Source organism: Kordiimonas aquimaris, assembly GCF_025574485.1.
Lineage (GTDB): Bacteria > Pseudomonadota > Alphaproteobacteria > Sphingomonadales > Kordiimonadaceae > Kordiimonas > Kordiimonas aquimaris.
Window position 1 is genome coordinate 453,064 of sequence record NZ_JAOBPO010000001.1, and the last position, 26,155, is coordinate 479,218.

Genomic DNA, 26,155 nt, shown 5'->3' on the forward strand with positions numbered 1-26,155 from the left:
CATAAAGGTTTAAAGGGTGTTCGAGGCGGCGGACACTATGCAAGCCGCGGGCTTCCGTCAAGGAAAACACGCGTGATCGCAAAACAGAAACACTGTGCGACAAACTTGAGAAACGCAGTTTTTCTATCTGTCTTTTTAGAGCAGTCTCGTTATGCTCCGCACTATGGAAGATATGCGCACCGAAGACATGATTATAGCGGCTGAAAAAGTGGCCGCGCGCCTTGATGCGGTGCCTGTGGCTGTCGTTGGTGTGCGCGGTGTTACGGTTTTAACACCGGATGGTGCCTTTGAAAATTTGTCGCTGGATGAAGGTGCCGAAGCACTAAGTCAGGTACCGCACCTGCTTGTGAATCGTGTGCTTTCTGCGCGGCGATTAGGTCTTGGTTTTTTGCTGGCGTATGACCTTCTTGAGCTTTTTGCATTTATCAGGCCTGCACGTTACTGCCTGCCAACGGTGCGCGGCCTGAAAGATGTATTGACGCTTGGCTGCGCGGTAGGCAACCCTGAAGATGACTGCCTTGCCTTGCAGGAAATTGGCGAACGCTTGCTTGGTGATCCAGCGGCCCAAACCTATCGCTACCGGGCAGGTGCCGCAAAAGTGGCAACGATGATGGCGCGGGCGGGCTGGCCTTGGGGTCCACTTGTAATGGCTGCAACCGAAACATATGCAGACCACAGCCGTGAAGATGGTTTATCTGTTTGGTCTGCACTTACAGATTGGGAAGACGGTGCGCCGCCGCCGCCGCCCGGAGATGAAGCTATTGATCCGGATGATAGCGAGCAACGACTTAAGGCTTTACTCGGCGAAGGTGCAGAAGAGCGGGCTGGCCAAAGACGCTACGCAGCAGCAGCAACGCACGCGTTTCGCCCGCGCGAGATGGTTGATGCGCCTAACCTTCAATTGCTGGAAGCTGGTACAGGTACGGGAAAAACATTGGGTTATATTGCGCCTGCGAGCCTGTGGGCCGAGAAGAATGACGGGCCTGTATGGCTATCAACTTACACAAAAAACTTACAGCGGCAGCTGGATCAGGAATTAAGCAAACTATATCCGGACCCCAAAATTAAAGCCAAACGCGCGGTTATTCGTAAAGGCCGCGAAAATTATGCATGTTTGCTCAATATTGAAGAGACATTGCGCGCGGTTATGATGCGGGCCGGCATGAACAAAGCGGCAAGCGGCATGCCCGCTGGCGGTGGGGTAGACAGAGATCGTGTGCTTATTGGTCTTGTTGTGCGCTGGGCACGGTTTACTCGTGATGGTGATATGATTGGTGGCGATTTTCCTAGCTGGCTTGGTGCGCATTTTGGCGCTGGTCGTATTGCAGGCCTAACGGATCGTCGCGGCGAGTGTCTTTATTCGGCGTGCGCCCATTTCCGGAAATGTTTTATTGAGAAAACGGCGCGCAAGGCCAAGCATGCAGACCTTGTGGTGGCTAATCATGCACTTGTTGTTACGCAGGCAGCAACGCGCGGGGATGACCCTGACTTGCCAAGGCGCTTGGTGTTTGATGAGGGCCATCATGTTTTCGAAGCAGCAGATAGTGCTTTCTCGATAAGGCTTTCCGGGCTTGAAGGGGCTGAACTGAGGCGCTGGATCAGAGGCAAGGAAAGTGGTGGTAGCACACGTGCACGCGGCTTGAAGTCACGGCTTGATGAGCTGGTTGCAGACGATGCTGACGCACGCCGGCTTCTCGAAGATGTTTTGGAAGCGGCACGTATTTTACCGGCTGATAATTGGCTTGGCCGTGTAACGGGTGCCGCGGCCATGACACGGTTTGAAACCTTTTTAATGTTAGTGCGCGCGCAGGTTCTGGCGCGTTCCGATGCGTCTGGACCGCATGGCTTAGAGGCAAGCGTTAATGACCCAATTGACGGTTTGCCAGATGCAGCACATGCACTATCCGAGGCATTTTTTGCCCTTGCTAAACCAATGAAGGCGCTAGCGCTGGCCTTGGCACGCAAGCTGGATGAAGAAGCTGATACGCTTGATAGCACTTCTCGCGGCAGGCTTGAGGCATCGGCGCGATCACTAAAGCTGCGCGCTGACACGGTTGGTGTGTGGGCTGGAATGGCTGAAGCATTTGGTGGCCCCGCACCAGAAACATTTGTTGATTGGCTTGAGCTAGAACGTTTTGACGCCCGCGAGAGAGGTGTCGCCTATTGCCGCCACTTTATTGACCCCACCAAGCCATTTGCGGATATCGTTCTTGCAAACACACACGGTGCGATCATTACGTCTGCAACATTGCGGGATAAATCAGGTGATGCTGATAACTGGCAAAGTGCGGATATGCGAACAGGAGCACAGCATTTGACGGTGCCTGCGCGCCGTCTCAGTGTTTCATCGCCGTTTGATTATCCCGCGCACACAAAGGTGCTTATAGTCGGCGATGTAAACAAGGCTGACCAACAGCAGGTAGCCGCAGCGTACCGCGCTTTATTTATGGCATCGGATGGTGGGGCGCTTGGTCTTTTTACGGCAATTAGCCGCCTGCGGGCGACATATCATCATATAGCGGCGCATCTGGAGGCGGAGAGCATGCCGCTATATGCGCAGCATGTTGACCCCGTTGATACCGCAACGCTTGTTGATATCTTCCGTGACGAGGCAAACGCGTGCCTTCTTGGTACAGATGCCGTGCGTGACGGTGTTGATGTGCCTGGTGATAGTTTGCGCATGATTGTGTTTGACCGTGTTCCCTGGCCGCGGCCAACATTGTTGCACCGCGCGCGCCGTGCTGCGTTTGGCGGGCGTGTTTATGATGAGATGCTAACGCGCCTTAAGCTTGCACAGGCTTTTGGCCGCCTGGTGCGCCGAGCTGATGATCGGGGTATATTTGTAATGCTGGATGGTCAAACGCCTACGCGCTTGCTCGATGCTTTTCCGGAAGGTGTTGACGTGCAGCGCATTGGCCTTGCTGATGCAGTTGATCAAGTGGGGGCCTTTTTTGCAAATAAGTGAAACGGATATAACAAGCCCCATGATTGATTTGGTTGTTGTTGGTTTCACGGGAGAACTGCGCGCTCTGAAGCTACAGGCTCGCTCTATAAGGCTTTATGCCAAGCCCGGTACATTCAATCGTATCTTCTATGTATGTAATGACCAGTCTTTCGGTGTTTTCAAGCGTTACATAAAATATGAAGTGCTACCCGAACTTGGCTGCTTTAAAGAACAGGTCAAGGTTGTTGATTATAAAAAATTAGCCGGAAAGCGCATCCGTAAAACGGGCTGGCGAAGTCAACAGGCATTAAAGCTTTTGGCAGTGAATATTGTCAGTACGCCTCAATTTCTGATTTTGGATAGCAAGAACCACTTTATTCGACCAATAGATAAAGCCACATTTATAACGCCGTCAGGGAAGCTACGCGTGCACTCTGTCCCGATAAATGAATTGTTTCGTAAACATTGTATTGCGACCTGCCATTACTTTGGTGTTGAGCACGGCGACAAGATAGAAGAAGCACACCCAACAACCACACCGTTTATGATGGCAACGGCGATAACAAAAGGTTTGTTGACAAATGTTGAAGAGCGCGAGGAAAAATCATTTTTTGATGTCTTTATTGAAAATACAGAATGGAATGAGTTTTATTTTTACTATGCATACATGTTGTCGCGGCAAGGATTGATTGAAACGACATATGACGAATGTGAGCGCTACACAGTTGCTCTTTTTGGGCAAGCCGCAGAGTCAAATGAACGCGTCAGGATGCTGATCGATGCTCTTGGAGACACAAACATCTGCTGTACAGGTGTGCATCGTCGCATTTATGAAGTTGGCTTGAGCAACAACATGAGCGATATTGCTGATATGTGGTTGCGATTTGGTTTGATTAAAACTCGCGCTGAAGCCGCATACTTTCAAACTATTGAAAAGCCATCAAAACGAAAGCGCTTCATTTTGTTTTAAGGTGCGGCAGTATTTCACTTGAGGTTGTCACCTTGACCAATTAGCGTGCCTGAAAAGGAGAAAACTTATGTCAACAATTAGCCCTGAAACGGCGCTTGTTTATACGATGGTGACGGTTTCTGCATCTGATGATGAAATGTCAGATAGCGAGTTGACTCGGATGACAGGTATCGTCGGATACTTGCCAGCGTTCCGTAACTATAACGTGGAGCGTTTGCGTACGGATACAGATACATGTATTGCACTTTTGCAAAGTGAAGAGGGCTTGGACGCTGTGCTGGGTCTTGTTGATGAAGCCGTTCCTGACACGCATCATGACCTTGTTTATGCGCTGGCCTGTGAAGTGGCGGCATCCGATGGTAATTTGACGCAGGAAGAGTTGCGTCTTCTTGAGATGATTAGACACTTCCTGAATGTGGATAGATTAACGGCAGCTGCGATTGAGCGCGGTATTGCTGCGCGTCAAAAATCTGTTGCTTAAAATGGTGATACTACCGCGGCTCAGGGCTCAATAGAATCCAGGTTAAGCGGGGCTATATCGCGCCAAGCTTCAATTCCATTGAAAGCAGTTGCTGCGGCAATTGCTTTTTTTATGGCCTTTTTATCCTTTGATTTTAACGCCTTAATGATAGGCTTTGTTTTATCCTGAATTAGGCGGTTAATAGCAGTTATTGCGGGTTTCCGCATATGTTGCTCGACCAGAGCAGCCCCTTGCTGGCGGTCTTTGGTGCCGCCGCGAGCTAGTAGCTTCAGGTATTCCAACATAAAGGGCAGACCTGTTTCTCCCATCATAACAGCTTCTGCAAAATATTGTTTTGCCTTTGATCGGCTAGCACCCAGATATACACGCGCGAGAAAACCCGCGGCAGATACTTCAGAGTGCCACCCTCCTATTGCTGCGTGTGCGGCAGGCTGATTCGGAAAGTCCTTGTATATTTGTTCCAATAATTTGCGGGACTTTTTAGCCAAGCTTGGTTTTTTGAAACGTTTGCCTTCGAAGCCAACGCCAATGGCAAGCGTAATGCGGGCATCTATATTTTGTGGATCAAGGGTAACGGCATGCCGGCAATCACTTATGGCATCATGTAGACTGCGGACAGCCGCACTGCCACTTTCCTGATATCCGCCAATTAACATGCCGGCACGACAAGCAACTGTGAAGCCATGTGCGGTTTCTGCGGCGCGGCCCAATGCGCGCGCGCGCTCAAAATCACCAATATTCAATGCATGTGCAGCGGAGTCTTCAGATGCGTTTACATGTGAAGAAGCAGCATAAAGAAAAATAACGATCCATAATTTCATTTTGGCTTTTTACACACCGCAACATGAACGTCAGCATAACAGACGCAAAGAAGATAATATTCAGGCACGCCAAAACCGTGGTGACAAAAGCACCAAGACAGAAAACAGCTCGAGGCGTCCGACCAGCATACCAACTGACATTAGCCATTTGGCGGTGTCCGTAAGCCCCCCAAAGGAACCGGCTGGTCCAACGTCTTCACCGAGGCCGGGCCCGACATTGGCAAGCGCTGTTCCTGCACTGGACAGCGCCGTGATCCAGTCTGTGCCTGTGCTTGAGATGGCAAGGGTCAGCACGAGAAAGGTTGCCAAAAATAAAGTCATAAAACTCATAACGGAGTTGCGCACATCCAGAGGAATAGGCCGACCATTATACCGGGCAACAAAAACACCGTTTGGTTGAAGGATATGGTCGATCCAACTTTTCATCGACTTAAGCAGAACCTGAAAGCGGAATATCTTGATCCCGCAGCTTGTAGACCCTGCACACCCGCCAATAAACATGACCATAAAGAACAGTGTTGCTGAAAAGCTACCCCACTGACTGTAGTCGGTGGTGGCATAACCTGTGCCGGTTAATATGGAGATGATATTAAAAAGGCCATATCGTACTGCCTCGTAGAGCGAAAAACCCTTCCAGATAATAAGCCAGCTAACAACAGAGAAGCATAAGAAAAATATTAGTTTTAAGAAGCCGCGTACTTGTTCATCGCGCCACAAAGCCATGGGCCGGCCCCGTAATACTTGTAAATAAAGGATAAAGGGTATGGATCCAACGATCATAAAGAATGTCGCGAGCATATCGATTGAAAAGCTGTCGAATTTACCAATTGATGCATCAGATGTTGAAAACCCGCCTGTTGCAATGGTTGTCATTGCATGCGCAAGGGCATCAAATGCCCCCATACCTGCCAGAAGGTAGGCTAGCATGCATATGGCGGTTAATGAGACGTAAGCCCCGCTAATAACAGCAGAAATTTGGCCAGCACGTGGCAATATTTTCTCAACAGTATCAAAACTTTCAGCTTTAAAAACCTGCATACCACCAACTTGCAACATAGGCAGAACGGCGACAGCCATTACAACAATTCCAATGCCGCCAAACCATTGCAATAGCGCGCGCCAGATAAGAATGCCGGGTGGTGCATTATCCAGACCTGAAATGACAGTGGACCCTGTTGTGGTGAGGCCGCTCATGGCTTCAAAGTAAGCATCTGTATAGCTGAGGCTAAGTTCAGAAAACGCAAGCGGTAATGCTGCAAATGCAGGCAACACAGCCCATGCAAGGAATGTTAACAGAAAGGCTTGCCTCAGATTAAGGGCATCACCGGTTCCGCGGTTGGCCAGCATAAACATGCCGCCAACAGTTATGGTCAGAAACCCTGATAAAACAAAGATTTCCCAATCATGATTGCCGGCTAATACATCAAACAAGACAGGTACAGCCATGCCGCCTGCCAACATGCAAACAAGCGAACCAAGAGCAAACAGTACGGGGCGCAGATCAAGCATCCATGTGCCTCATGTTTAAAAGCGTCAGTTGACGTTTAGCGCATAGTATGGACTATCTAGTGAGAAGTTTGGTATCTCAATAAAAAAATGATCGCCGTTTTCATCTTGCATCTCATATTGGCCGCGCATAAAGCCAGTAGCTGTAGTGAGAGGTGTACCACTTGTATATACGTAATGTTGTCCGGGAAGAATAATAGGCTGTTCACCAATAACACCTTCACCGCTTACCTCTTTCGTTAACCCTTCACCATTAATAATCACCCATTGCCGCGCCATTAGCTGAACAGACTTTTCGCTTTCGTTCATAATTTTGATCCGATAAGCCCACACATATTGGTTTTCTGACGGTTCAGACTGGTCATCTAAAAAGTAGGATTGAACGGCAACACGAATGCCATCGGTTACAGCCTCAAAGGTCATGACATCTGATAACAGGTCTTCCACTTTATAACCCCGCAATATCAAGGGCGTTTGATATATCGTCTACAAGATCCGCAGGGTCTTCCAGGCCAATGGAAATGCGCAGCAAGCCAGGTGTAATGCCAAGCTCCAGACGTTTTTCTTCAGCAAGTGCCTTGTGTGTTGTGCTCCAGGGGTGTGTCGCAATTGAACGCGAGTCCCCTAAATTGTTTGATATATCAATAAGTTCGAGTGCGTTCAGGAACGCAAAGGCTTGTTCCCGTCCACCAGACAGCTCACAAACAACCATTGTACCGCCGCGGTCCATTTGCGACATGGCAAGGTCTCGCTGTTTAAACGTAGCAAGCTCAGGGTGGCGCACATCTTTCACTCGCTTTGCCATTGCAGCAGCAACAATCTCTGCACCATCACACATGGCATGAACGCGCAAACCCAGTGTTTCCATGCCTTTTAGCATCACCCATGCATTGAAGGGGGACATCGCACATCCCGTATGGCGGTAGAATGGATAAAGATAATCTTCATCAAATTTTTTATCGCACAGAACAATACCACCTAAGCATCGCCCTTGCCCGTCGATATGCTTGGTTGTTGAATAGCAAACAACATCTGCCCCTAACTCGAGCGGGCGCTGCAAAACGGGAGTTGCAAAAACATTGTCCACAACAAGTTTGGCGTCGTTTTCATGCGCAATGTCTGCGACAGCACGTAAATCAACTATTTCCAGTGTCGGGTTTGCCGGTGTCTCTAAAAAAAATACTTTTGTATTTGGCCTTACGGCTGATCGCCATGCATCGAGGCTACGGCCATCAATAACTGTGGTTTCTATCCCATAGCGAGGAAGTAGCTCATCCATCAACCAGCGGCATGACCCAAATAATGCCCGCGCACCCACAACATGATCACCCGCGCGCAAGCATGAAAGCAGCGAAGCCGTCATCGCGGCCATACCGGTTGCTGTGGCGCGGCCAACTTCCGCTCCTTCCAGCAGCGCCATACGCTCTTCAAACATGGCAACGGTTGGGTTTGTTTGGCGAGAATAAGTAAACCCTTCGGCCCTGCCATCAAAGCGGGCTTCTGCCTCTTCAGCGGTTTCGTATGCAAACCCAGATGTTAAAAACAGTGCTTCCGACATTTCGTCAAAGTTGGATCGCATAGAGCCTGCGCGCACCATTTGGGTTTGCTTTGCCCAATTGCTGGTTATGTTGCGGTCTTTGCCTGTGCGGTCTTTCATGGTTACGTCTCCAACTTAGGGCGCAAAACACCGCGCCTGACTTTATCTGCGCCACGTTGACCATAGAGGGAAGCCGCGTCAACCCCTGCCTTGTGTTTAGGTTGTGATTTATTAGAGCAATCATCGCTTATGTAAGCCCGAGTTTTAATAGCTAAAGCATGGCCATGTAGCAATTGATGAGCATTTAAATTATCCTTTTGCCAGAACCGTGTATCGCCTGTAAAACAAAGACAAATGCGGGTGTAGCTCAGTGGTAGAGCACGAGCTTCCCAAGCTCGGTGTCGAGGGTTCAATTCCCTTCACCCGCTCCATTTGTCGTATCGTAAACATCAAGAGGTCTCCGATGTCTTTAGTTATTTGGCACAACCCACGTTGCAGTAAATCACGTCAAACACTGGCACTTATAGAAGAAAAAGGATTGTCGCCGGATATCCGCCTTTACCAGGAAAACGCACCAACGGCTGATGAGATTAAAGCGGCGCTGATGATGCTAGGTCTTGATGACCCCCGTGCATTAATGCGCAAAGGTGAGGCTGAATACAAAGAGCAAGGTTTGGCAGAAAAGTCAGGCCATGCCCTAATCGAAGCAATGGCTAATACGCCGAAGTTGATTGAGCGCCCCGTTGTTATCAACGGCGAGAAGGCGGCTCTGGGTCGTCCGCCGGAAAGCGTTCTTGAAATTCTTTAAGCCTTGGGGTTTAGTTTGCGCAGAATGTAAGGATAATAAATGATCTGTGTTATTCCGCGGCAAGCACTAAAGATAACCACAGCAGTCCACAAACCTTTCAGTCCCCAGTTGACTGAAAGGACACCTGCTATGCTTATGAAGACAATGAAAGATATTGCCATGGTCATCATCATGGCGCGCGTTGCTGTGGCACCAATGAAGATGCCGTCCAGCTGATAGCACCACACAGATGCGAAAGGTAGCCAGATAATAGCGATTAATGCGCTTTCTGCTGCGGCGCGGACATCTGCGTTGTTAGTCAATAATGCTATAATGGTGTCGCCCATAACATAGAATATGATGGTGTATAAAAGTGCGGCAAACAGGGCCCATTTGCTGGTTGCGCTAACCCAGAAAGCAAACTCTCGCTTTGCACCCTTGCCGTAAGCGGCGCCCGCTAATGCTTCAACGGCATATGCAAAACCGTCGAGGCCCAAACTTATCAAAAGCATAAAAATGTTCAGGACGTGGCTGGCGGCTAGTGCCTGTTCGCTGATTAAGCCTGCTTCGCGCGTAACAAGTGATAAGGCGGTCATCAATAATAATGTGCGCACAAAAATATAGCCATTGGTTTGGGCGAGCTCAAAAAATCCTCGTAGTCGCCAAAATGCAGATGTACAAAACTCTGTGGCAAGTCGTCGAGCGCCGAAATGACGGGCAATGATTGTCAGGCCAGAGATAGCGGCAAGCCATTCAGCCAGCAAAGACCCAAGGGCGATGCCTTCAACACCCATATTAAGGCCGAGCACAAACAGTAAGTTAAGCCCGACGTTCGCCGTGTTGAGAATAAGTTGTAAAACAAGGGCTGCTTTTGCGCGCGCAACGCCGATCAGGTATCCGGTAATACCGTATATGATCAAGATTGCCGGAGCGGACCATATGCGAATATCAAAGTAAGTTGCATATAATGTGACGGTTGTGTCAGGTGGCGCAAGGGCTGCGATACTTGCGCGGAACAATAAAGCCTGAAGCGCAATAAGGCATACCGCCACGAAACTGCCAAAAACAAGCGACCGCGCCACTATGCGAATAATGCTGTCTATGTCTTTACGGCCATTTGCTTGCGCAACCAACCCGGTTGTTCCCATACGTAGAAAGCCAAAAGCCCAAAAAACATACGAAAAAACAGTTGCTCCCACTCCAACCGCAGCTAAGTGAACCGCGCCAGGCAAGTGGCCAATTGCCCATGTGTCAACCAGCCCGACTATAGGTGTTGAAGAGTTGGCAATGATAGCCGGCCCTGCAATCGCCCATATTTGGCGATTAGGCTGATGAATGGATGCTTTGCCAGCGCCCCCGCTTATGTGCAAAGTCCAATTCCAACGTAAGTAAAGCCGTTGCTGCCCAGATTCGCTTTGGCGTATATGTTGCGCAAGTCAACAATTGTGGGTGTTTTAAGGAGTGACTTAACCTTCGCCATATCAAGGGCACGAAACTGGTTCCATTCTGTCACAATAACTAAAGCGTCGGCCTCCTCCATAGGAGCATATACTTCCTCGTGAAATGATACGCACTCTAGCATGTGCTTTGCTTCTGCCATGCCTTTTGGATCATAGGCATGAATATCTGCCCCTGCTTTTTGCAGCGCGGGAATAATGTCAAGTGAAGGGCTTTCGCGCATGTCGTCAGTGTTTGGCTTAAATGTGAGGCCCAGCACCGCAATGCGTTTGCCGCTAACATTACCACCACATGCTTTTACCACTTTGTCGGCCATGGCAGGTTTGCGGCGTTCATTCACATCAACGACCGAGCGCACGATTTGTAACTCAACACCATGACTGTCGGCGGAATGAACGAGCGCCCGTGTGTCTTTGGGAAAACAGCTGCCGCCAAAACCGGGCCCGGCATGCAGGAACTTGGAGCCAATGCGTTTATCGAGGCCGATGCCTTTTGATACTTCCTGTACGTCAGCACCTACTACCTCACAAAGGTCGGCCATTTCATTGATGAAGCTGATTTTGGTAGCGAGGAAAGCATTGGCAGCATATTTGATAACTTCTGCTGTTTCACGTTTGGTGAATAAAATTGGTGTTTCATTGATATATAGTGGCCGGTAAAGCTCATGCATCACGGCCTTTGCCTCTTCGTTTTCGACACCAACAACTACGCGGTCCGGTCGCATAAAGTCTTCAATGGCCGCACCTTCACGCAAAAATTCTGGATTGGACGCAACGCTGAACAAGCTATTGTCCAGCTTTGCCGTCAAGCGTTTTTTTATCTCTGCACCAGTACCAACTGGCACAGTAGATTTGGTGACGACCACTGTGAAAGATTTGATGTAGTTGGCTAGTTCATCAACTGCGGCATAAACATATTGTAGGTCTGCGTGACCATCGCCACGACGACTAGGTGTGCCAACAGCGATAAAGACCGCTTCGGCACCATCAACCGCTGTTTTAAGATCGGTCGTGAAATCTAGTTGGCCGCCTGCGTGGTTGCGCGCCACCATTTGTTCAAGGCCTGGCTCATAAATAGGAATAATTCCGTTTTTTAATGCTTCAATCTTAGCTGCATCTTTGTCGACGCATACAACCTGATGGCCAAACTCAGAAAAACATGTTCCTGAAACAAGACCTACATAGCCTGTACCAATAACTGCGATTTTCATACCGTACTATTCCTAATCGGTTTAACTAATTGTCTGTTCTGCGACATAGTCTATTTCTGTTACCAAGATGTGATACCGCAGATAGTAAGCCAACTGAACTATAATTTTAGAGCAAATAGTTTGCTTTATATTAGAATAAACCGAAGGGCGTCTGTTAGTTGACTCGTAAAACAGATAATTGCCCATCACTTGTGGCTGAATAGAGGCACAAAGATAAGGTGTGTCACGTGGCACAAACACAGACGCAAACATCGCCGGAGACAGAAGGCGGCATTGCCGATGAAGCGCTGGTTGTGCGTGTACAGTCTGGCGATCGTCAGGCGTTTTCTATTTTAGTCACACGGCATGCGCTGCGGTTTCGTAGTATTGCAAATCGGGTGCTGGGGGATGTTACGCAATCTGAAGAAGTTGTCCAGGACGCTTTTGTTAAGCTTTGGGTGAAGGCAGACGCATACGACGCGGGACGCGCAAAGTTTACCACATGGTTTCACCGCGTTGTGGTGAACCGTGCTCTTGATGTAAAGCGCCAGAAAAAGCCAGTGTCGTTGCCTGAAGGTTATGAGGCGGCAGATACGCGGCCGCAAGCAGACCGCACGGTTGAACAAAGTGAACATATGGCAAGGCTTGCGGCTGCTATGGAAAATTTGTCGGATCGACAGAAAACAGCACTAACACTGAGTTACCTTGATGGTTACTCAAACAATGATGCTGCTGATATCATGGCGCTAAATGTGAAAGCATTTGAAAGCCTGTTGGTGAGAGCGCGTGCCAAAATGAGAGATATGCTGAAAGCGGAAAAAGATAACCTGCTTTCGGTGTTTGGATAGGAGACAGGGATGAGTAAGCAACATACGCCTATGACTGAAGCAGATTATGATGCATGCGCCGCAGTGCACGGTGTTGATATTGCATTATGGCCCGCTGCAGACCGCGCGCGTGCACTTGTGTTCCTGAACACACCAAAGGGACAGAATATTGCGGCTTTTGATCGTATGTTAACCGCCTTGCGGCCTGACGAAGGGGAAAGTGAAATGATACTACAAACAGATGCCACTAATTTTTTGGCACGTCTGCAGGCAATTCCTGATCAATATCCGCAAGACCTTTCACCTGTACGCGTTGAGGCACAGACTTTTTTGCAAAAGATCGAGTCCTTTATTGATGATGCATTCGATCCTGCTCGTTTATGGTCTCCGGCCGGGCTTGCTACACAGGGACTGGCCGTGGCACTGCTTATGGGCATCGGCGTACTTGTTGGTGCCGGGCAAGGTCCCGACACGTTTAATGATTACGACATCAGCGCTGGTCTCTTTGAGGTAAGCAGTACGGAGTTTTCAATCGATGGTTAGCTTTTTGATTATATTTTATCATGTCGCCTTAGTAGGAGGTGGAGTGTAATGAGTAAGCAGACGAAATGGGTTGCCATTGCGCTAGCTCTGTCTATTGCGGTCAATATATTCATGGTGGGCCTGTCGCTCGGCAAAAACCTCATTGGAGGGAAGCAAAATGGACGCCCGCCGCATGCTGAAGGGCTAAATGCGCGCGCACTTGGGCGATACCTCAGTGATGACGAGCGCACAGCGATGCGTGACCTCCTTGACGGCGAACGCCGTGAAATAGGACGCAGTATGAGGCGTTTGCGTCAAAATGAGGAAGAAATACGCGCTGTATTTCGTGCAGAAGAAATAAACCAGAAAAAGTTACAAGACCTCATTGCCGAACATGAAACGCTTGTAACGGAAAGTCGTGCTAAGCTTCAGCGTAAGTTATTTGATTTTATGGCAACGCTTGACCCTGAAACACGCCGTGCCCTCGCTGATGATTTGTTTAAGCCGCCGCATCGCAGAGGTCGCGGTGCAGACGGGCGGCGACCGCCACCACCGCACGAGGGTGATGGGTTTGGTCCGCGCCGCCGATAGCCGCCTGATTGAGATATTAAGGCATCACGAGCGCTAAAGGCGTGATATTTGCTGACTTAACAGTCTTTTCCAACAGCGTCACTGATGTTTGAGAAACCGTCTTCACGCAGCAAGCGATTGAGATCTGACTTTATCTTTTCAACCAAACCCGGCCCTTCGTAAACAAGTGCGGAATATAGTTGAACCAGTGATGCACCCGCTTTTATCTTACAGTATGCATCTAGCCCGCTTGCGATGCCGCCAACACCTATTAAAGGTTTAGCGCCAGAGATTGCCTGATAAACACGCCGAAGCATAGTTGTTGATGGTTCCATTAGCGGCGCACCGGACAAGCCGCCACCTTCTTCTTTCGAGGTGGATTTGAGGCTTTGCGGTCTTTCGATTGTCGTGTTGCTGACTATCAGTCCATCAATTTCTGTTGATAGCGTGATGTCCGCAATATCGCGGATATCGTCGTCGGTCAGGTCTGGCGCAATTTTAACTAAAATGGGTATTCGAGCCAACCCTTCAGCCACTTTTTCTGACCGTACATCCAATACGCGGTTGATTAAGTCTTCCAGTGCCGCTTTGGACTGTAGTGCCCTGAGGCCTGGTGTGTTTGGGCTTGAAATATTGACCGTGAAATAATCACTTAAACCATATAAACGGCGCACGCCGGTTTCATAGTCTGCGGTGCGGTCGGTTGCGTCTTTATTTGCCCCCACATTTGCGCCGACAATACCACCATTGGGGCATTTGTGTGCTGAAAGTTTTCCTGCAAAATATTCAAGACCGTTATTGTTGAATCCAAAACGGTTAATCACCGCTTTGTCTTTGGTAAGCCTGAACAGGCGGGGCTTGTCATTACCTGATTGTGGCTTGGGTGTAACGGTGCCAGCTTCTACAAATCCAAAACCAAGAGCAAGAGAGCCACACAGTGTATCGGCATTTTTGTCAAACCCGGCAGCAAGTCCGACTGGGTTGCTGAGAGTTAAGCCAAAAACATTTGTTTTCAGACGATCAAAACGTTGAGGACGACCAATTTTCCCAGTGAGCCCACGCGACAACATTTTAATTGTCAGGTTGTGCGCTGTTTCTGGATCAAGGGAATGAAAAACAGGTTTTGCCAGAGGGTAGAAATCAAGCATGTTCGGCTGTCCATTCGTGAATGATGTTTATATCGAGGTGACCGGCCTGGGTTTTGTTCAATTCCCAAACCTTATCACGGAGGCTTGCGTCAAGCGTGCTATATAGATGGGGGAACAAGTCTCCACCGCGTGATGGTTCCCACTTTAAATCTGTAGCACGCCAGGTTTTAGTATTGAATGCCAGAATATAGACTTTTTCGACATCAGCAAAATGCCTGTTAGCGGTTTCCTGCAGCTGATCAATCGTTGAAAAATGAATATATCCATCCACTACATCAATGGGTGCGCCTGCAAACGTTTTGCTGGACTTTGCCGCCGCCCATTCGGCAGGGCGTAAAATTTTAAAAATCCAATTTTCCATGCGTGATCAATAAGCGTCGATTGTTGTGGAGGCAAGGGCGAAGCATACTTGATATAGTGCTACTGCACCAAAATAACGTCATATTCATGGCCCAAACCTTGTTTTACAATGTATGAGACACGACATTAAGGACTAAATATTCGTTATAGAGTATGATGCACTCTAGGGAGATACTGTATGGCGCGCGAAATATGGTTGTGGATCAAGGAGCGATTTTTTGCCTTGATGACTCGTATAGCTACTGGCTTAAGAGTGGTTTGGCGCTGGTTTGGCGGTTGGCTACAAACGGTTTCAGCTTCAACGTGGCGCAGGGTAACTGTTGCATTGCCGTTGTTGTTCATCGTCTACTTACTGATAGGTATGATGCTTGTTCATCGTATTGATGATGACCTCCTTGTATCAAGCGCTGCACCCGCCGGTGGTTCAGAGACAGTAGCTGTGGTGTCAAAACTTGTGCGCCGCGAAGCTGATCAGCATAACTGGACTCCTAACGATCCTGTATTTCTGCCCGGCTGGTGGCTCGATAATACACCTAACTTCCAAAAGGGCATTATGGGCGCTTTGTCACGTTTCTCTTTTGAATTGCGTGATCAATTGGGGCGTAGGCGTGGTTCCAGCTCAATAGACACCAATCTGGAGAAAGCTGCTAGTAATCTCTCTATTGAGCCAGAGCGCTGGATAATGGACTTTGGCACAAGTTGGCTGCCAACCCGGCCATCTGATGCTTATTTTCGTGAAGCACTTACACAGCTTGATGCTTATAATGCAGAACTAGCTGCTGGCCAGTCTGTTTTTGATGTTCGCTCAGACAACTTATTGGCAACGCTAGAGCGTATTGCTCTTGACCTCGGTGCTTCGTCAGCCGCTTTAGATCGTTACATTACAGACAATGCTGGCGGTGTATTACCTGATTTTGGGGCGGATGACCTGTTCTATCAGATTAAAGGGCAGGTATATGCTTACACAGTTTTGCTGACAGCGATTCGTAAGGATTTTTCCAAGGTAATTGAAAACCGGGAAATCGCCGCTTTATATGATGAACTGCTGCGCTCTATGTCTGCAGCTGCCACACTTGACCCGCTGCTTGTTTCCAACGGAGCTGTTGATGGCGTGATCGCCAACCATTTGTCTATGCAGGGTTTTTATCTGTTGCGCGCGCGTACCCAGTTGAAAGAAGTCAGCAACATTCTGCTAAAATAAGGTATGATCAGGCCTTGCATGCAACCTGATCTGCTGCCAATCTATTGGCACAAAGGGGTAAAGGGTGGTTGAAGATATTCATGGGCCAATAAGGCCGGTTCAAAAAAGACACCGCAAATTACTTGTGGTGGTGGATGGTTCACCGGAATGCAACGTGGCGATCCGGTTCGCGGCGGCACGCGCAGTACATATCACTGGCGGCGGCCTTATTCTGTTTCATTGTATTCGACCCGGTGAATTCCAACACTGGATGGCGGTGGCTGACCGTATGCGGGAAGAAGCATATGAAGAAGCTGAACAAATGCTGGCTGATGTTGCTATGCAATTACATGAATACTGCGGTGTTACACCAGAAACAGTTGTAGTGGACGGTGAGCCACCAGAAGAGCTAACCAAATATATGCAGTCGCGCGATGACTTGTTTGGTCTTGTTCTGGGTGCGGGCAGTGATGGTGGCCCCGGCCCACTTGTGGACTATTTTACAGGTACGGCAATTCATGACATGAAATGTCCGGTTATGCTGGTTCCAGGTAGCATGACGTATGATCAAGTGGATGCAATCGCTTAAAAACCTAGATACGACAGATTTCGTCCACCAATAACTTGGGTAATGCTTGATGATAGTCTGGATATTCAAGTCGCCAACCTAATGCTTGCTTGGCTTTTATATTTCTGACGCGTTTATTTTCTGCATAAAAACTGCGCCCCATAGCGCTGAGGTTTGCGTCCTCAAAAGCAACTATCGGTGGCGGGGCAACGCCGAGGAGCTGCGATGCAGCTGTTATTACGTCTTGCGGTGGTGCAGGCAAGTCATCGGTTAAGTTAAATACAGTGCTTATTATGTCTGAATTGGCCGCAAGCCATAACGCTGAGGCAATATCGTCTCTATGTATGCGCCCAAAAACCTGTCCTTGTTTTATTGTACGTTTCGCTTTGCCGTCCATTACTGAGCGAATGGCATTCTTGCCGGGCCCGTATATACCTGCCAATCTAAAAATATGAACAACTGCATTAATTCGCGTACCGAGCGCCGTCCAGTTTTCTTCTGCTTCTAATCGCCGCTTACCGCGGTCGAGACTCGGTTTCGTTGTTGATGTTTCGTCAACCCAAGCCCCACCATGATCGCCGTAAACATTTGTGCTGGACAGGTAACCAATCCATTTAATCAGTGGTAATTTTTCAAGTTGGTCTGATAAAGCTGTAAGTACAGGGTCACCGTCTTTGTTCGGCGCAATAGAAACAAGAACATGGGTTACGGATGAGAGAGGTCCGTCTTTGGCAAAAGCTTCTTTGGTGAGAGCAACAGGCTTAATGCCACTGTCCTCTAGTTCTGCGGCCCGTTCTTGCCGTCGCCATGTGGCACTGACACGCCAACCAGCTCGCTGGGTGCGGTCCATAAGAGGAGCAGCACTGTAGCCGGGGCCCAAAACCAATAAGTGTGGTGCTTCGCCTGTTTGCGTCTCCATCTTCTTTTTCGCCTTGAAATTGCCATGCCTTTTGCGCAGTGTCCGCTGCATGAAACCTATGTACTATAAAAAACATCAAAAACAACAGTGGCACTGTATCGTTGCTAGTGTTGCGCTTGTCAGCATACATGCTTTTTATTCTCTGTCAGCCTTTGCGCAAGATAGTGGAGCTACAATTGATGGGGCAAAATATGAAAAGTGCCTCATGCTAGCTGAAGCCGCGCCTGACAGGGGTATCAACATGGCGCTTGAATGGCAATTGGTGAACGGCGGTGTACCAGCAAAACACTGCGAAGCAGTAGGGTTGTTTTTTGCGAGGGAATATAGCGAAGCAGCAGCCCGCCTGGAAGGTATAGCAGAAGATATGCGTATTGGCCGCGGGATGCCTGTGCGTGGTGATGAACGCGCTACAGCAAGCGCAGCCATGCTGGCGGACACATACGGGCAAGCAGCGAACGCATGGCTTTTGGGCGGCGAATTAGTGCGAGCGGAATCAGCTATTATCCAAGCGCTGTCTATCGTTCCTGAACATAGTACACTGGAGCGGGAGCTGCGTATCGACCGTGCACGTATAGCTGCTGCCGATGAGGACTTCACACTTGCGCTGTCCGAGCTTGAGGCTGTGTGGGCTGTAGACCGTAACCGTCTTGATATTCTTATACTGCTTGCGTCTGCTGCACGAGGTATTGAAAATTACGAGCGGGCCGCTTCAGCATTGAAAACATATATGGCAACCTATCCGGATGATCCGGCAGGGTTTCTTGAGTTAGGCAACTTGAAGGACGCCGAAGGCGACAAGCCCGCGGCACGGCAGGCATGGCTAAAAGTACTGGCACTGAGCGAAACAGGGTCTGATGCTGATGCTGCGCGCGCTAATCTTGAACGTATTGATGTAGCGAAATAAGCAAAGCTAGAGTGGAAAAGGCTCAGCGGCTTAAAACTTTACGGTTGCTTCGTATAAGTCAGGCAGGTTGTTTTCAAAAAGAACAGCATCACCAGCACGCCAATTGTTTTTAACCCACGTTTCAGCGTCTTCCTGCGTCGCGAATTGCATAACCGTAGTTTGCCCGTTATTTGCACCTTCCAGGCCTTTGACAAAGGTTGGAATACGGTCTGGTGTAACAACACATACAATGTCTGCATGTTTTGCAGCTAAAGCGCCGAGGCGAGCATGTTCGCTATCATGCAATGCGCCGAGCTCTACCATGCCCGGTGTAACCAGAATGCGCCGCCCTTCTTGTTCAACCAAAACGTCAAGGCATTCAAGCGCACCCGCGAACCCAATAGGGTTTGAATTGTAAGCGTCATTGATGATGGTCGGTGATCCTGCTGACTGTGAAACTTCAAGTCGAAAGCGGATTTGCGGCAAGGATGCAAGCGCTCCTTTAATTGCAGACCATGGCAGGCCTACTGCGCGCGCAGTAACGGCAGCCATCAAGATGTTTTCTGCCTGATGCTGGCCGAAGATGGGTGCCTTGAGCGTATGCTCGCCGTCTTTGTCTGCTACACTAATAACAAGGCCTTGTTTGGTCATATTATAATCGATCAAACGTACATCGCCTTCCTTGCCGACAACGGTATAGTCACCGGGCACAGCTTGCATACGCTCTAATCGCAGTTTTTCCTCTATACCGTCAGCATTAATGACAGCCTGCCCTCCTTGCGCAAAGGCCGCTTCTGCTATTTCAAATTTGGCTTTGGCAACAGTTTCCAGTGTCTTAAAGCGCTCATAGTGGGCTGCACCCACGGCTGTTACAAGTGCTACATTAGGAGGCGTTAAGCGGCATAGGCGAGCGATGGAGCCGGGCCCGTATGCGCCCATTTCAACAATGAAATACTGGTGTTGTTCAGTTAGTTTTTCACGGATAATGCGCGTTATACCCATCTCGGTGTTGACGCTGCCTGGTGTGGCGATTGTTGGTGCTGCAGCGTCCATAATGTGAGCAAGAATATGTTTTGTGGAGGTTTTTCCAAATGAACCCGTGATGGCAATTACGGTGGGCTTCAGACGGTTAAACTTTTCAGCGGCCTCTGCCCGAAACTTTGCTTTGACCCGTTCTTCAGCGGGCTCAAGAATTTTGTTTGCGGCAATAATCAGGAAAGGTAGTAGCTGGACAAGCACAATTGTTAGCGCAAGCAACGCTGTTAAACGCCAATCGTAACTGGCGTTTAAAAAGCGGAAAGTATCGAACCAGCCTGATGGGTCGTCTTCTATTGTCAGGCTATAATGTGCACCGAATGGCGCTAATGTGGCGACATATAGAAAAGCGACTAACAAGCCAAGCAATAGGAGCAAATAAATATAGCGAATGCGTTTTACACGGTCAGTGACCACGAGCGGTTTTTTGTTGTTTCTACTGGTGCTGTATGAGCGTAATACACCAGCTATCATTGCGGTGGTTGCAATAGCGAAAGGTATCAATGTGCGCGCTGCAGTGTTTAAGCTTTCCGATGCTGTATCTGACTGTGTCATTGCCGACGCGATAATTGCAGCAATTAACACGATGGTGGCAGTAATATCGTAAGCGCGTTTTTCTTTCAGCCACACAACAAAACGCGGATTATCGTATTCCTCTTGCTGGAAGAACATCAGGAAAGCATTGCCGCGCACGAAAGCGAACCAAAGGCATAAAATAGCGAATACGCCAAAAAGCAGGGCTGTTGTGTTGTCCAGTCCAACACTTTCAATCATGGTGTTGCTACCTTCTCTAGGAATCGCTTCATCACAGCTTCACACTGGTATGCGCCGCGCGTCATGATATCCCAATGATCGAAACCGGGTAGTTCGTGAAACTCGGCGTTTTGTATCATTTCAGCATAGCGCTGGCCAAATTCAGGCGGCGTCTCTGTATCATTGCTGCCATATATCAAACATGTAGGGCATTTCAATGTTTGCGCCTGCGATGTCAGGTCTTCGTTCACAACTTTAACAAATGTGCCGCGCAGTATGCCTGCATTTTTATAATCTGCACTACCAAACTTTTCCTGAAAACGTGTTCGCATCTTGGTGCCGAGAATTTGATCACTAAGGTGGGCTAGCTTACCAAGCGTCCGGAGATAAAAAGCGCGTAGTTTGAATGCAGTTGAGCGTTTGCGCTTTAATCCGGCACCGGCAATACCAATGATGCCTTGAACAAGCTCAGGGTGCCGGGCCGCCATTTGAATGGAGACCCGCACGCCAAAACTGTGACCAATGAATATATGGGGACCGCTTCCTTTCAGGATATCTGCAAGCGTATCTGCATATTCTGCTGTGCCTGGGTTGTTTTCCATTGGCGGTGTCTTGCCAAAGCCAGGCTGGTCAAAGCGTTGATGTTTTCCACTGCCATTTAGCAAGGGTTGAAGCCTGTCAAAAGCGCGGCTGTCCTGACCCCATCCATGTAGCCAAACATATGACGGTGAGTCATCACCGCTTGTTGTGCTGTGCCACGCTGTTGCTTTTGTGGTTTTTGTCACAAGTTAACCTTGATTAAAAATAGTGGCGCCGCTGCTGGCCGCATCTGTTGTGCCGAGACGTGCTGCGGATAGACGAAAGCCTTCATCGACCATAGCGCTTGCAAGCGCGAGAAAGCTAACAGGGCTAGTTGCGGCTTCCCAAAGAAAATAAGCAAATGAGCCAGGGATTGTGTTTGCTTCATTGAACCATAGTTCGCCTGTTTTGCTGTCGCATAAAAAGTCGATACGGACAGAGCCGGCGAGATCAAGCACCTCAAAAACTTTAATCGCGGTATCGCGGATAACGGTTTCCTGCGCGGCTGTCAGCTCTTCAGGGTTTAACACGCGGTTTAATGAAGCCATGCCTTCACTGGGCCCACTGTCCAGTTTAGGTCCTCCGGGTGTGCCGCCTGCAAGGTACTTGTTTTTGAAATCAAGAACATCGCTTTCACTGAGCGGCCGCTCGATTGCAGAGGTTTCAACTGAGCCGGATGGTGCACGGCGCACCGCAATATTATATTCTACGAGGTTGTCGACAAACGGCTCAACAATAGCTGACTTGTCTAGCCGAAATACCGTCATTAAAGAAGCGATGAGCGCGTCCATGTCTGTTGCTTTTGATACACCGACGCTGGAGCCCAGGTTGCTTGGCTTTACAATAAGTGGAAACGGATCTTTACCCAGGTTTTCTGACAGCGCGACTGTTAGTGTTTCTGGCTCAAGAAACATGCCTTTTTTCGGGCGTTGAATAGTTACTTCAGGTAGCACATTAAGCATGTGCTGACGCGCTACAGCTTTGGCAAATTCTTTGTTCATGGTTGCGGCCGCTCCAAGCGTGCGGCATCCGGCAAATGGAATGTCGGCGAACTCAAGCAGGCCTTGCAGCGTGCCATCTTCACCGTTGGAGCCATGGATAGCGGGCACGATAAGGTCAAACTCAATAGAGATTGCCTTTTCGCCCATCAGGTTCTTTTTGCGCCCAATTAAGCGTGGCCGCCCGTGTGCAGGTGTTGCAAGGTCAAGCCTGACAGGCTCAAGACTTGCCGCATGATCACGCACAGGGTAGTTTTTGCGACTTTTCAGCGCATCGCCAGTCCACCATGCACCAAGCCCATCCACATAAATAGGTAGCCCTTCATACAGTGTTGGGTCGAGCGCTTCCAGAAATTGAAGGCCTGTCAGGATGCTGACATCGTGTTCGACACTACGTCCACCAAAAATAACCGCGATAACTTTTTTGGGCGCCATAAAAAGAATCTCTTCTGCATATTCAAAGTGGTTAGTTGTGTAGCTGTTCCGGTTTAGCCAAAAGCGCGCGCAGCGCAAAGCGAAAACATAAAAAAGCACAACCGTGACATTATGATGGCATGGGTTTGCACCGGATATCAATACACTGTGAGCAGGATTGACCCTTGCTATCCAAACACTAGAATGCACGCGCGGGTTATAAAAGGGTCAAGGAGAACCACATGACATTCAAGACATGGGCTATACGCATGGGCGTGGCCGCTAGCATGACGGCATTATCCGTTAGTGCGCTGGCACAAAACAACTTTGATGACGTTAAAATTACGACACAAAAACTAACAGACACAGTTTATGTTCTATTTGGTGCAGGCGGCAATATTGGTGTTTCTGTTGGTGAAGACGGTGTTTTTATCATCGATGATCAGTTTGCACCACTTACCGAGCGTATTAAAGCAGCGATTGCGGAATTGTCTGACCAACCAATACGGTTTGCGATCAACACCCATTTTCACGGTGACCACACAGGCGGCAATGAAAACCTGGGCAAAGAAGGTACCGTGATCGTTGCGCATGATAATGTGCGTGTGCGGATGAGCCAAAGTGCATTTAATCGGACGTTTAATCGGCGGTCTGAGGCAAAGCCAAAAGCGGCATTGCCTGTTGTAACATTTAATGACCGGGCGAGCTTGCACCTGAACGGAGATACAGCACGCATGCATCATGTGCGCCGTGCTCATACGGACGGTGATTCAATTGTTGAATTTGAAAAAGACAATGTCTTGCATATGGGTGATACGTTTTTTGTCGGCCGCTTTCCTTTCATTGATGTTGACAGTGGTGGCACCATTGATGGTGTGATTGGCTCGACAAAAACGGCAATTGCGATTGCGGATGATAATACGCAGGTAATCCCCGGCCACGGCCCTGTTACAGACCGTGAAGGGTTGCGCGCATATCTTAAAATGCTGGAAGATAGCCGTGACCGTGTGGCCAAGCTGAAAGCAGACGGTAAAACGCTGGATGAAATAAGAGCAGCAAAACCGCTTGCCGACTATGAAGAAACCATTACAGGCGGCGGCGCTGACTGGACCAATGCCTACATTGGGTTTGTGTTTAACAGCTTATAGAAAAGCCAAACACTGGAAATTAAGGGGCCTTTTGGCCCCTTTTTTAATGGTATGAGGTTCGAAGTAATATTGCTGCCGATTGTGATTGTTAAGTGTTGTTTAAAATAGAATGGTTACAAATCTGGAAGGCTCTTAATGGTAGTTATCCATGATATGAGTTATGAATGAGTGAGGGCACCCTTCAGACACCAGCAAAAAGCAATTTGACGTATTATGGAACCAAATTTATTACGAGCCATTAAGCGCGCTCATGGCCAGTTTCAAAACGACCGACCAGATGAAGCTGTTGAGAGTATTCGCGGCGTCGTTAAAGCCGCGCCGCTGGACAGTAAGCTTGTAACAGCAGCAACAACGCTGCTCGTTGATAATAACCAACTAAATGCAGCCTATGATATTCTCTCAGGTTATTTCTCGGCAGGAGGGATGGATGTTGATGTTTTGGAATCCATGCTCATGCTGTCGATGCGCATGGAACAATATGGTGTATCAAAGAAAATTGGTGCCATTTTAATATCGCACAATTCAAATAATGAAAATTACTATGTCAATTACTGCGCCAGCTTAATGCAGCTGGATGAACTGGACGAGGCAACAGCTCTCCTGCAATCGATATTGCCCCAGTTTCCCAAAAGTGTGCGCCTCTGGAATATACTTGGCACCATAATGATGATGCAGGGCAACCATGATCTGGCACGCCAATTCTGGTCTGAAGCTCACAAGCTGGACCCTAAAGACTTTCAGGTTGTCAGTAATCTGGCAAGTTTTTCTGTTGAAGGTGAAGAACAGAAGCATTGGTACAAGAAAGCAATGGCACTGGACCCTGAACACCCTCAACCTCATTTGGGGTATGCACTTTGTCTGTTTAGAGATGGGAAGCTAAGCGAGGGCTACGAACACTATGAATATAGGCATCTCTTGCAGCAGGATAAAATCTCTGTCCAGACAATGAGTCCGGCCTGGAAAAATGAAGACCTGTCCGACAAGAGCATATTGGTGCAAGCTGAGCAGGGAATAGGCGATGAGATACTCTTTTCATTGTTGTTCAAAGAGCTGTGTAGGCGGGCACACACGGTATATATATCTTGTGATCCGCGGTTGGTGTCACTCTTTGAGCGGAGCTTTCCAGAAGCCTGCGTGGGCGCCTATCAAGATGCGGTGGACGGTATCTCACGTGTGCGTAATTTCCCTGCTGTTGAAGCCTCTGTAATTGATTACACGGTTCAAGCTGGCTCGCTCATGCGGTACCTATGGCCCGAAAGCGCGGCAATACCTGAACTCACGGCGCCTTACTTTGAGCCTGATCCGGTGTTGCGGGACACTTTTTTCAAGAAAACAGAACGAAAGGGAGCACGGCTTAAGGTCGGGGTTTCATGGCGAAGTGGTAAAGTTGGCCAAGGCAGAAGCAATGAATATGTAGATGTGGCTTTTTTTGAGCAGCTTATCCAAATGGAAGGTGTTGACTTTTACGCCCTTCAGTATGGCATGACCAAAGAAGAACGCAGTTTTATTGACGCAAATATGCCTGACCTGCATGTGTTTGATGATGTTGATTTAAAGCAGGATATTGAAGCTAACTTTGCGCTTATCGATGTGCTGGATGTCGTGATTGGGCCAGGTACAAGTACGCAAATGTTTGCAATTACATCCAACAAACCAACGATTTATATAGCAGCGGAAAAGCCTTGGTGGTCTTTTTCTGGTGGTGGTGGTTTTTCAGCTGTTACTTGGGCACCTAATTGTACGATTATATCGTCAGAAGACCCTGATGCAAAACAGCAGATTAAAGAGTATCTAACAACTTTTGACGCTGAGGCTCAAAACAAAAGCGGCTAAACATTATGTTCAGCCGCTTTTGTTTATGCTTATCAAGCAAATGGGTTATTGGCTTTCACCTTATTGTGCTGAAAGGTCCAGCTTAATTCGGCGTGTCCGGCCATGTTCTCCGGGAAACTCTTCAAAAATAGCTGCAGCCAGTAATGGCACCAATTCTGGCAAGCTGCGCTTGCGTGTGTCTGTTTCCGCTGTTGATTCAAACACCATAGTGCCGTCCTGTTTACGAATTTCTATATGCAACTCGGCGCGGTAAATTGTGCGGGATGAGACGTTGCCACCCCCGAATCCACCAAAACCACCGTATCCGCCCCAGCCAAAGCCTGGGTGCCAAAATGGTCCACCAAACCCGCCGCCGAAGCCACCAAACCCGCCGCCAGCAAAATTACTGCGAATTTTTTCACGCCCATCGTTAACCGCAACATCGAAGCTAACAATATAATCTGCTTCTCCGCCGTTTGCGCCAACAAAGCCTGAACGCTGCGCCGCGCGCACAATGTCATTTGCATACTGCTTGAACGCTAGGCTGTCGCTGCGTTTTTCATCCAGCGGTGTCAGTGCTATTCTTGCGCCAGCAGGCGGCGTTTCACTGTGAAAACTTGTTACGTTGCTTTTGAAGCTGCTTGCGCATGCGCTCAAAACCAATGCCGCTACAACTATTGTGGCGGTTCTGAATATTTGTTGACTCATTATACTACTTCCTATGCTTACACATGTGCGCGCAGCAG

25 protein-coding genes and 1 tRNA gene are annotated in these 26,155 nt (G+C 48.7%); 13 read left to right on the forward strand and 13 right to left on the reverse strand.

The genetic code is table 11. The features are described 5' to 3' along the window. Positions 1–151 precede the first annotated feature (151 nt). The 3 genes from OEU88_RS02200 (at position 152) to OEU88_RS02210 (ending at position 4,395) form a co-directional block, all read left to right on the forward strand. Positions 152–2,965, forward strand: coding sequence for an ATP-dependent DNA helicase (locus OEU88_RS02200; RefSeq protein ID WP_262693465.1), 2,814 nt, complete (start codon positions 152–154; stop codon positions 2,963–2,965). Then, positions 2,952–3,914: a DUF6492 family protein gene (locus tag OEU88_RS02205; RefSeq protein WP_262693466.1), complete on the forward strand. Its 963-nt coding sequence runs from the start codon at positions 2,952–2,954 to the stop codon at positions 3,912–3,914. The genes OEU88_RS02200 and OEU88_RS02205 overlap by 14 nt, the downstream gene beginning before the upstream one ends. 67 nt (positions 3,915–3,981) lie before the next feature. Continuing rightward, positions 3,982–4,395, forward strand: coding sequence for a tellurite resistance TerB family protein (locus tag OEU88_RS02210; protein ID WP_262693467.1), 414 nt, complete (start codon positions 3,982–3,984; stop codon positions 4,393–4,395). A 20-nt stretch (positions 4,396–4,415) separates the two neighbouring features. Here OEU88_RS02210 and OEU88_RS02215 read toward each other — a convergent pair whose 3' ends face one another. The 4 genes from OEU88_RS02215 to metZ are packed head-to-tail and all read right to left on the reverse strand — an operon-like array spanning position 4,416 to position 8,379. Further along, positions 4,416–5,216 (reverse strand): hypothetical protein, encoded by an 801-nt coding sequence (locus OEU88_RS02215; protein ID WP_262693468.1) that lies wholly within the window; start codon positions 5,214–5,216, stop codon positions 4,416–4,418. A 60-nt stretch (positions 5,217–5,276) separates the two neighbouring features. After that, positions 5,277–6,725, reverse strand: coding sequence for a TrkH family potassium uptake protein (locus tag OEU88_RS02220; protein ID WP_262693469.1), 1,449 nt, complete (start codon positions 6,723–6,725; stop codon positions 5,277–5,279). 24 nt (positions 6,726–6,749) lie between these two features. Beyond that, positions 6,750–7,169, reverse strand: a complete 420-nt coding sequence (apaG, locus tag OEU88_RS02225; RefSeq protein WP_262693470.1) for a Co2+/Mg2+ efflux protein ApaG — start codon at positions 7,167–7,169, stop codon at positions 6,750–6,752. Between the two features lies 1 nt (position 7,170). Continuing rightward, positions 7,171–8,379, reverse strand: a complete 1,209-nt coding sequence (gene metZ, locus OEU88_RS02230) for an O-succinylhomoserine sulfhydrylase (RefSeq protein WP_262693471.1) — start codon at positions 8,377–8,379, stop codon at positions 7,171–7,173. A gap of 236 nt (positions 8,380–8,615) precedes the next feature. On the opposite strand from metZ, the gene OEU88_RS02235 reads away from it, so the two are divergent. Together OEU88_RS02235 and arsC are read left to right on the forward strand one after the other, a co-directional pair. Then, a tRNA-Gly gene (locus OEU88_RS02235) sits at positions 8,616–8,690 on the forward strand. Positions 8,691–8,722: 32 nt separating this feature from the next. Beyond that, complete coding sequence (arsC, locus tag OEU88_RS02240; RefSeq protein ID WP_262693472.1) at positions 8,723–9,067, forward strand: arsenate reductase (glutaredoxin); 345 nt, start codon at positions 8,723–8,725, stop codon at positions 9,065–9,067. Here the strand turns inward: arsC and OEU88_RS02245 are convergent. Both OEU88_RS02245 and OEU88_RS02250 read right to left on the reverse strand, forming a co-directional pair. Further along, positions 9,064–10,416, reverse strand: coding sequence for an MATE family efflux transporter (locus OEU88_RS02245; RefSeq protein WP_262693473.1), 1,353 nt, complete (start codon positions 10,414–10,416; stop codon positions 9,064–9,066). The genes arsC and OEU88_RS02245 overlap by 4 nt on opposite strands. Further along, positions 10,407–11,714, reverse strand: coding sequence for a UDP-glucose dehydrogenase family protein (locus OEU88_RS02250; RefSeq protein WP_262693474.1), 1,308 nt, complete (start codon positions 11,712–11,714; stop codon positions 10,407–10,409). Before OEU88_RS02250 ends, OEU88_RS02245 begins: the two co-directional genes overlap by 10 nt. Positions 11,715–11,941: 227 nt before the next feature. On the opposite strand from OEU88_RS02250, the gene OEU88_RS02255 reads away from it, so the two are divergent. Genes OEU88_RS02255 through OEU88_RS02265 form a run of 3 tightly spaced genes read left to right on the forward strand, consistent with a single transcriptional unit; the run spans position 11,942 to position 13,633 of the window. Then, positions 11,942–12,541 carry a sigma-70 family RNA polymerase sigma factor gene (locus OEU88_RS02255; protein WP_262693475.1) on the forward strand — a complete coding sequence of 200 codons (600 nt, stop codon included), beginning with the start codon at positions 11,942–11,944 and terminating at the stop codon, positions 12,539–12,541. Between the two features lie 9 nt (positions 12,542–12,550). Continuing rightward, positions 12,551–13,063 (forward strand): hypothetical protein, encoded by a 513-nt coding sequence (locus OEU88_RS02260; protein WP_262693476.1) that lies wholly within the window; start codon positions 12,551–12,553, stop codon positions 13,061–13,063. Between the two features lie 48 nt (positions 13,064–13,111). Next, positions 13,112–13,633: a periplasmic heavy metal sensor gene (locus OEU88_RS02265; RefSeq protein ID WP_262693477.1), complete on the forward strand. Its 522-nt coding sequence runs from the start codon at positions 13,112–13,114 to the stop codon at positions 13,631–13,633. 56 nt (positions 13,634–13,689) lie between these two features. Here OEU88_RS02265 and OEU88_RS02270 read toward each other — a convergent pair whose 3' ends face one another. Beyond that, positions 13,690–14,760, reverse strand: a complete 1,071-nt coding sequence (locus OEU88_RS02270; RefSeq protein WP_262693478.1) for a quinone-dependent dihydroorotate dehydrogenase — start codon at positions 14,758–14,760, stop codon at positions 13,690–13,692. Then, positions 14,753–15,121 (reverse strand): DUF952 domain-containing protein, encoded by a 369-nt coding sequence (locus OEU88_RS02275; RefSeq protein ID WP_262693479.1) that lies wholly within the window; start codon positions 15,119–15,121, stop codon positions 14,753–14,755. The genes OEU88_RS02270 and OEU88_RS02275 overlap by 8 nt, the downstream gene beginning before the upstream one ends. Positions 15,122–15,298: 177 nt before the next feature. On the opposite strand from OEU88_RS02275, the gene OEU88_RS02280 reads away from it, so the two are divergent. Together OEU88_RS02280 and OEU88_RS02285 are read left to right on the forward strand one after the other, a co-directional pair. After that, the gene (locus OEU88_RS02280; RefSeq protein ID WP_262693480.1) at positions 15,299–16,321 is read left to right on the forward strand and encodes a DUF2333 family protein; all 1,023 of its coding nucleotides are present in this window, start codon (positions 15,299–15,301) and stop codon (positions 16,319–16,321) included. Between the two features lie 64 nt (positions 16,322–16,385). After that, positions 16,386–16,889 (forward strand): universal stress protein, encoded by a 504-nt coding sequence (locus OEU88_RS02285; RefSeq protein ID WP_262693481.1) that lies wholly within the window; start codon positions 16,386–16,388, stop codon positions 16,887–16,889. Between the two features lie 4 nt (positions 16,890–16,893). Here OEU88_RS02285 and OEU88_RS02290 read toward each other — a convergent pair whose 3' ends face one another. Further along, the gene (locus tag OEU88_RS02290) at positions 16,894–17,787 is read right to left on the reverse strand and encodes an SDR family oxidoreductase (protein ID WP_262693482.1); all 894 of its coding nucleotides are present in this window, start codon (positions 17,785–17,787) and stop codon (positions 16,894–16,896) included. A gap of 205 nt (positions 17,788–17,992) precedes the next feature. Here OEU88_RS02290 and OEU88_RS02295 point away from each other — a divergent pair, with 205 nt between their 5' ends. After that, positions 17,993–18,691, forward strand: coding sequence for a tetratricopeptide repeat protein (locus OEU88_RS02295; RefSeq protein ID WP_262693483.1), 699 nt, complete (start codon positions 17,993–17,995; stop codon positions 18,689–18,691). A gap of 30 nt (positions 18,692–18,721) precedes the next feature. On the opposite strand, the gene OEU88_RS02300 is transcribed toward OEU88_RS02295, so the two are convergent. The 3 genes from OEU88_RS02300 to OEU88_RS02310 are packed head-to-tail and all read right to left on the reverse strand — an operon-like array spanning position 18,722 to position 22,470. Further along, positions 18,722–20,479: a Mur ligase family protein gene (locus OEU88_RS02300; RefSeq protein WP_262693484.1), complete on the reverse strand. Its 1,758-nt coding sequence runs from the start codon at positions 20,477–20,479 to the stop codon at positions 18,722–18,724. After that, entirely contained in the window at positions 20,476–21,243 is a 768-nt protein-coding gene (locus tag OEU88_RS02305) for an alpha/beta fold hydrolase (RefSeq protein ID WP_262693485.1), read from the reverse strand. The genes OEU88_RS02300 and OEU88_RS02305 overlap by 4 nt, the downstream gene beginning before the upstream one ends. Before the next feature lie 3 nt (positions 21,244–21,246). Further along, positions 21,247–22,470, reverse strand: a complete 1,224-nt coding sequence (locus OEU88_RS02310) for a D-alanine--D-alanine ligase (RefSeq protein ID WP_262693486.1) — start codon at positions 22,468–22,470, stop codon at positions 21,247–21,249. A gap of 221 nt (positions 22,471–22,691) precedes the next feature. Here OEU88_RS02310 and OEU88_RS02315 point away from each other — a divergent pair, with 221 nt between their 5' ends. Then, positions 22,692–23,597: an MBL fold metallo-hydrolase gene (locus OEU88_RS02315; RefSeq protein WP_262693487.1), complete on the forward strand. Its 906-nt coding sequence runs from the start codon at positions 22,692–22,694 to the stop codon at positions 23,595–23,597. Between the two features lie 213 nt (positions 23,598–23,810). Beyond that, on the forward strand, positions 23,811–25,430 hold the full coding sequence (locus OEU88_RS02320) for a tetratricopeptide repeat protein (protein ID WP_262693488.1): 1,620 nt from the start codon (positions 23,811–23,813) through the stop codon (positions 25,428–25,430). A 60-nt stretch (positions 25,431–25,490) separates the two neighbouring features. Here OEU88_RS02320 and OEU88_RS02325 read toward each other — a convergent pair whose 3' ends face one another. Further along, entirely contained in the window at positions 25,491–26,117 is a 627-nt protein-coding gene (locus OEU88_RS02325) for a DUF4136 domain-containing protein (protein WP_262693489.1), read from the reverse strand. Between the last annotated feature and the right edge of the window lie 38 nt (positions 26,118–26,155).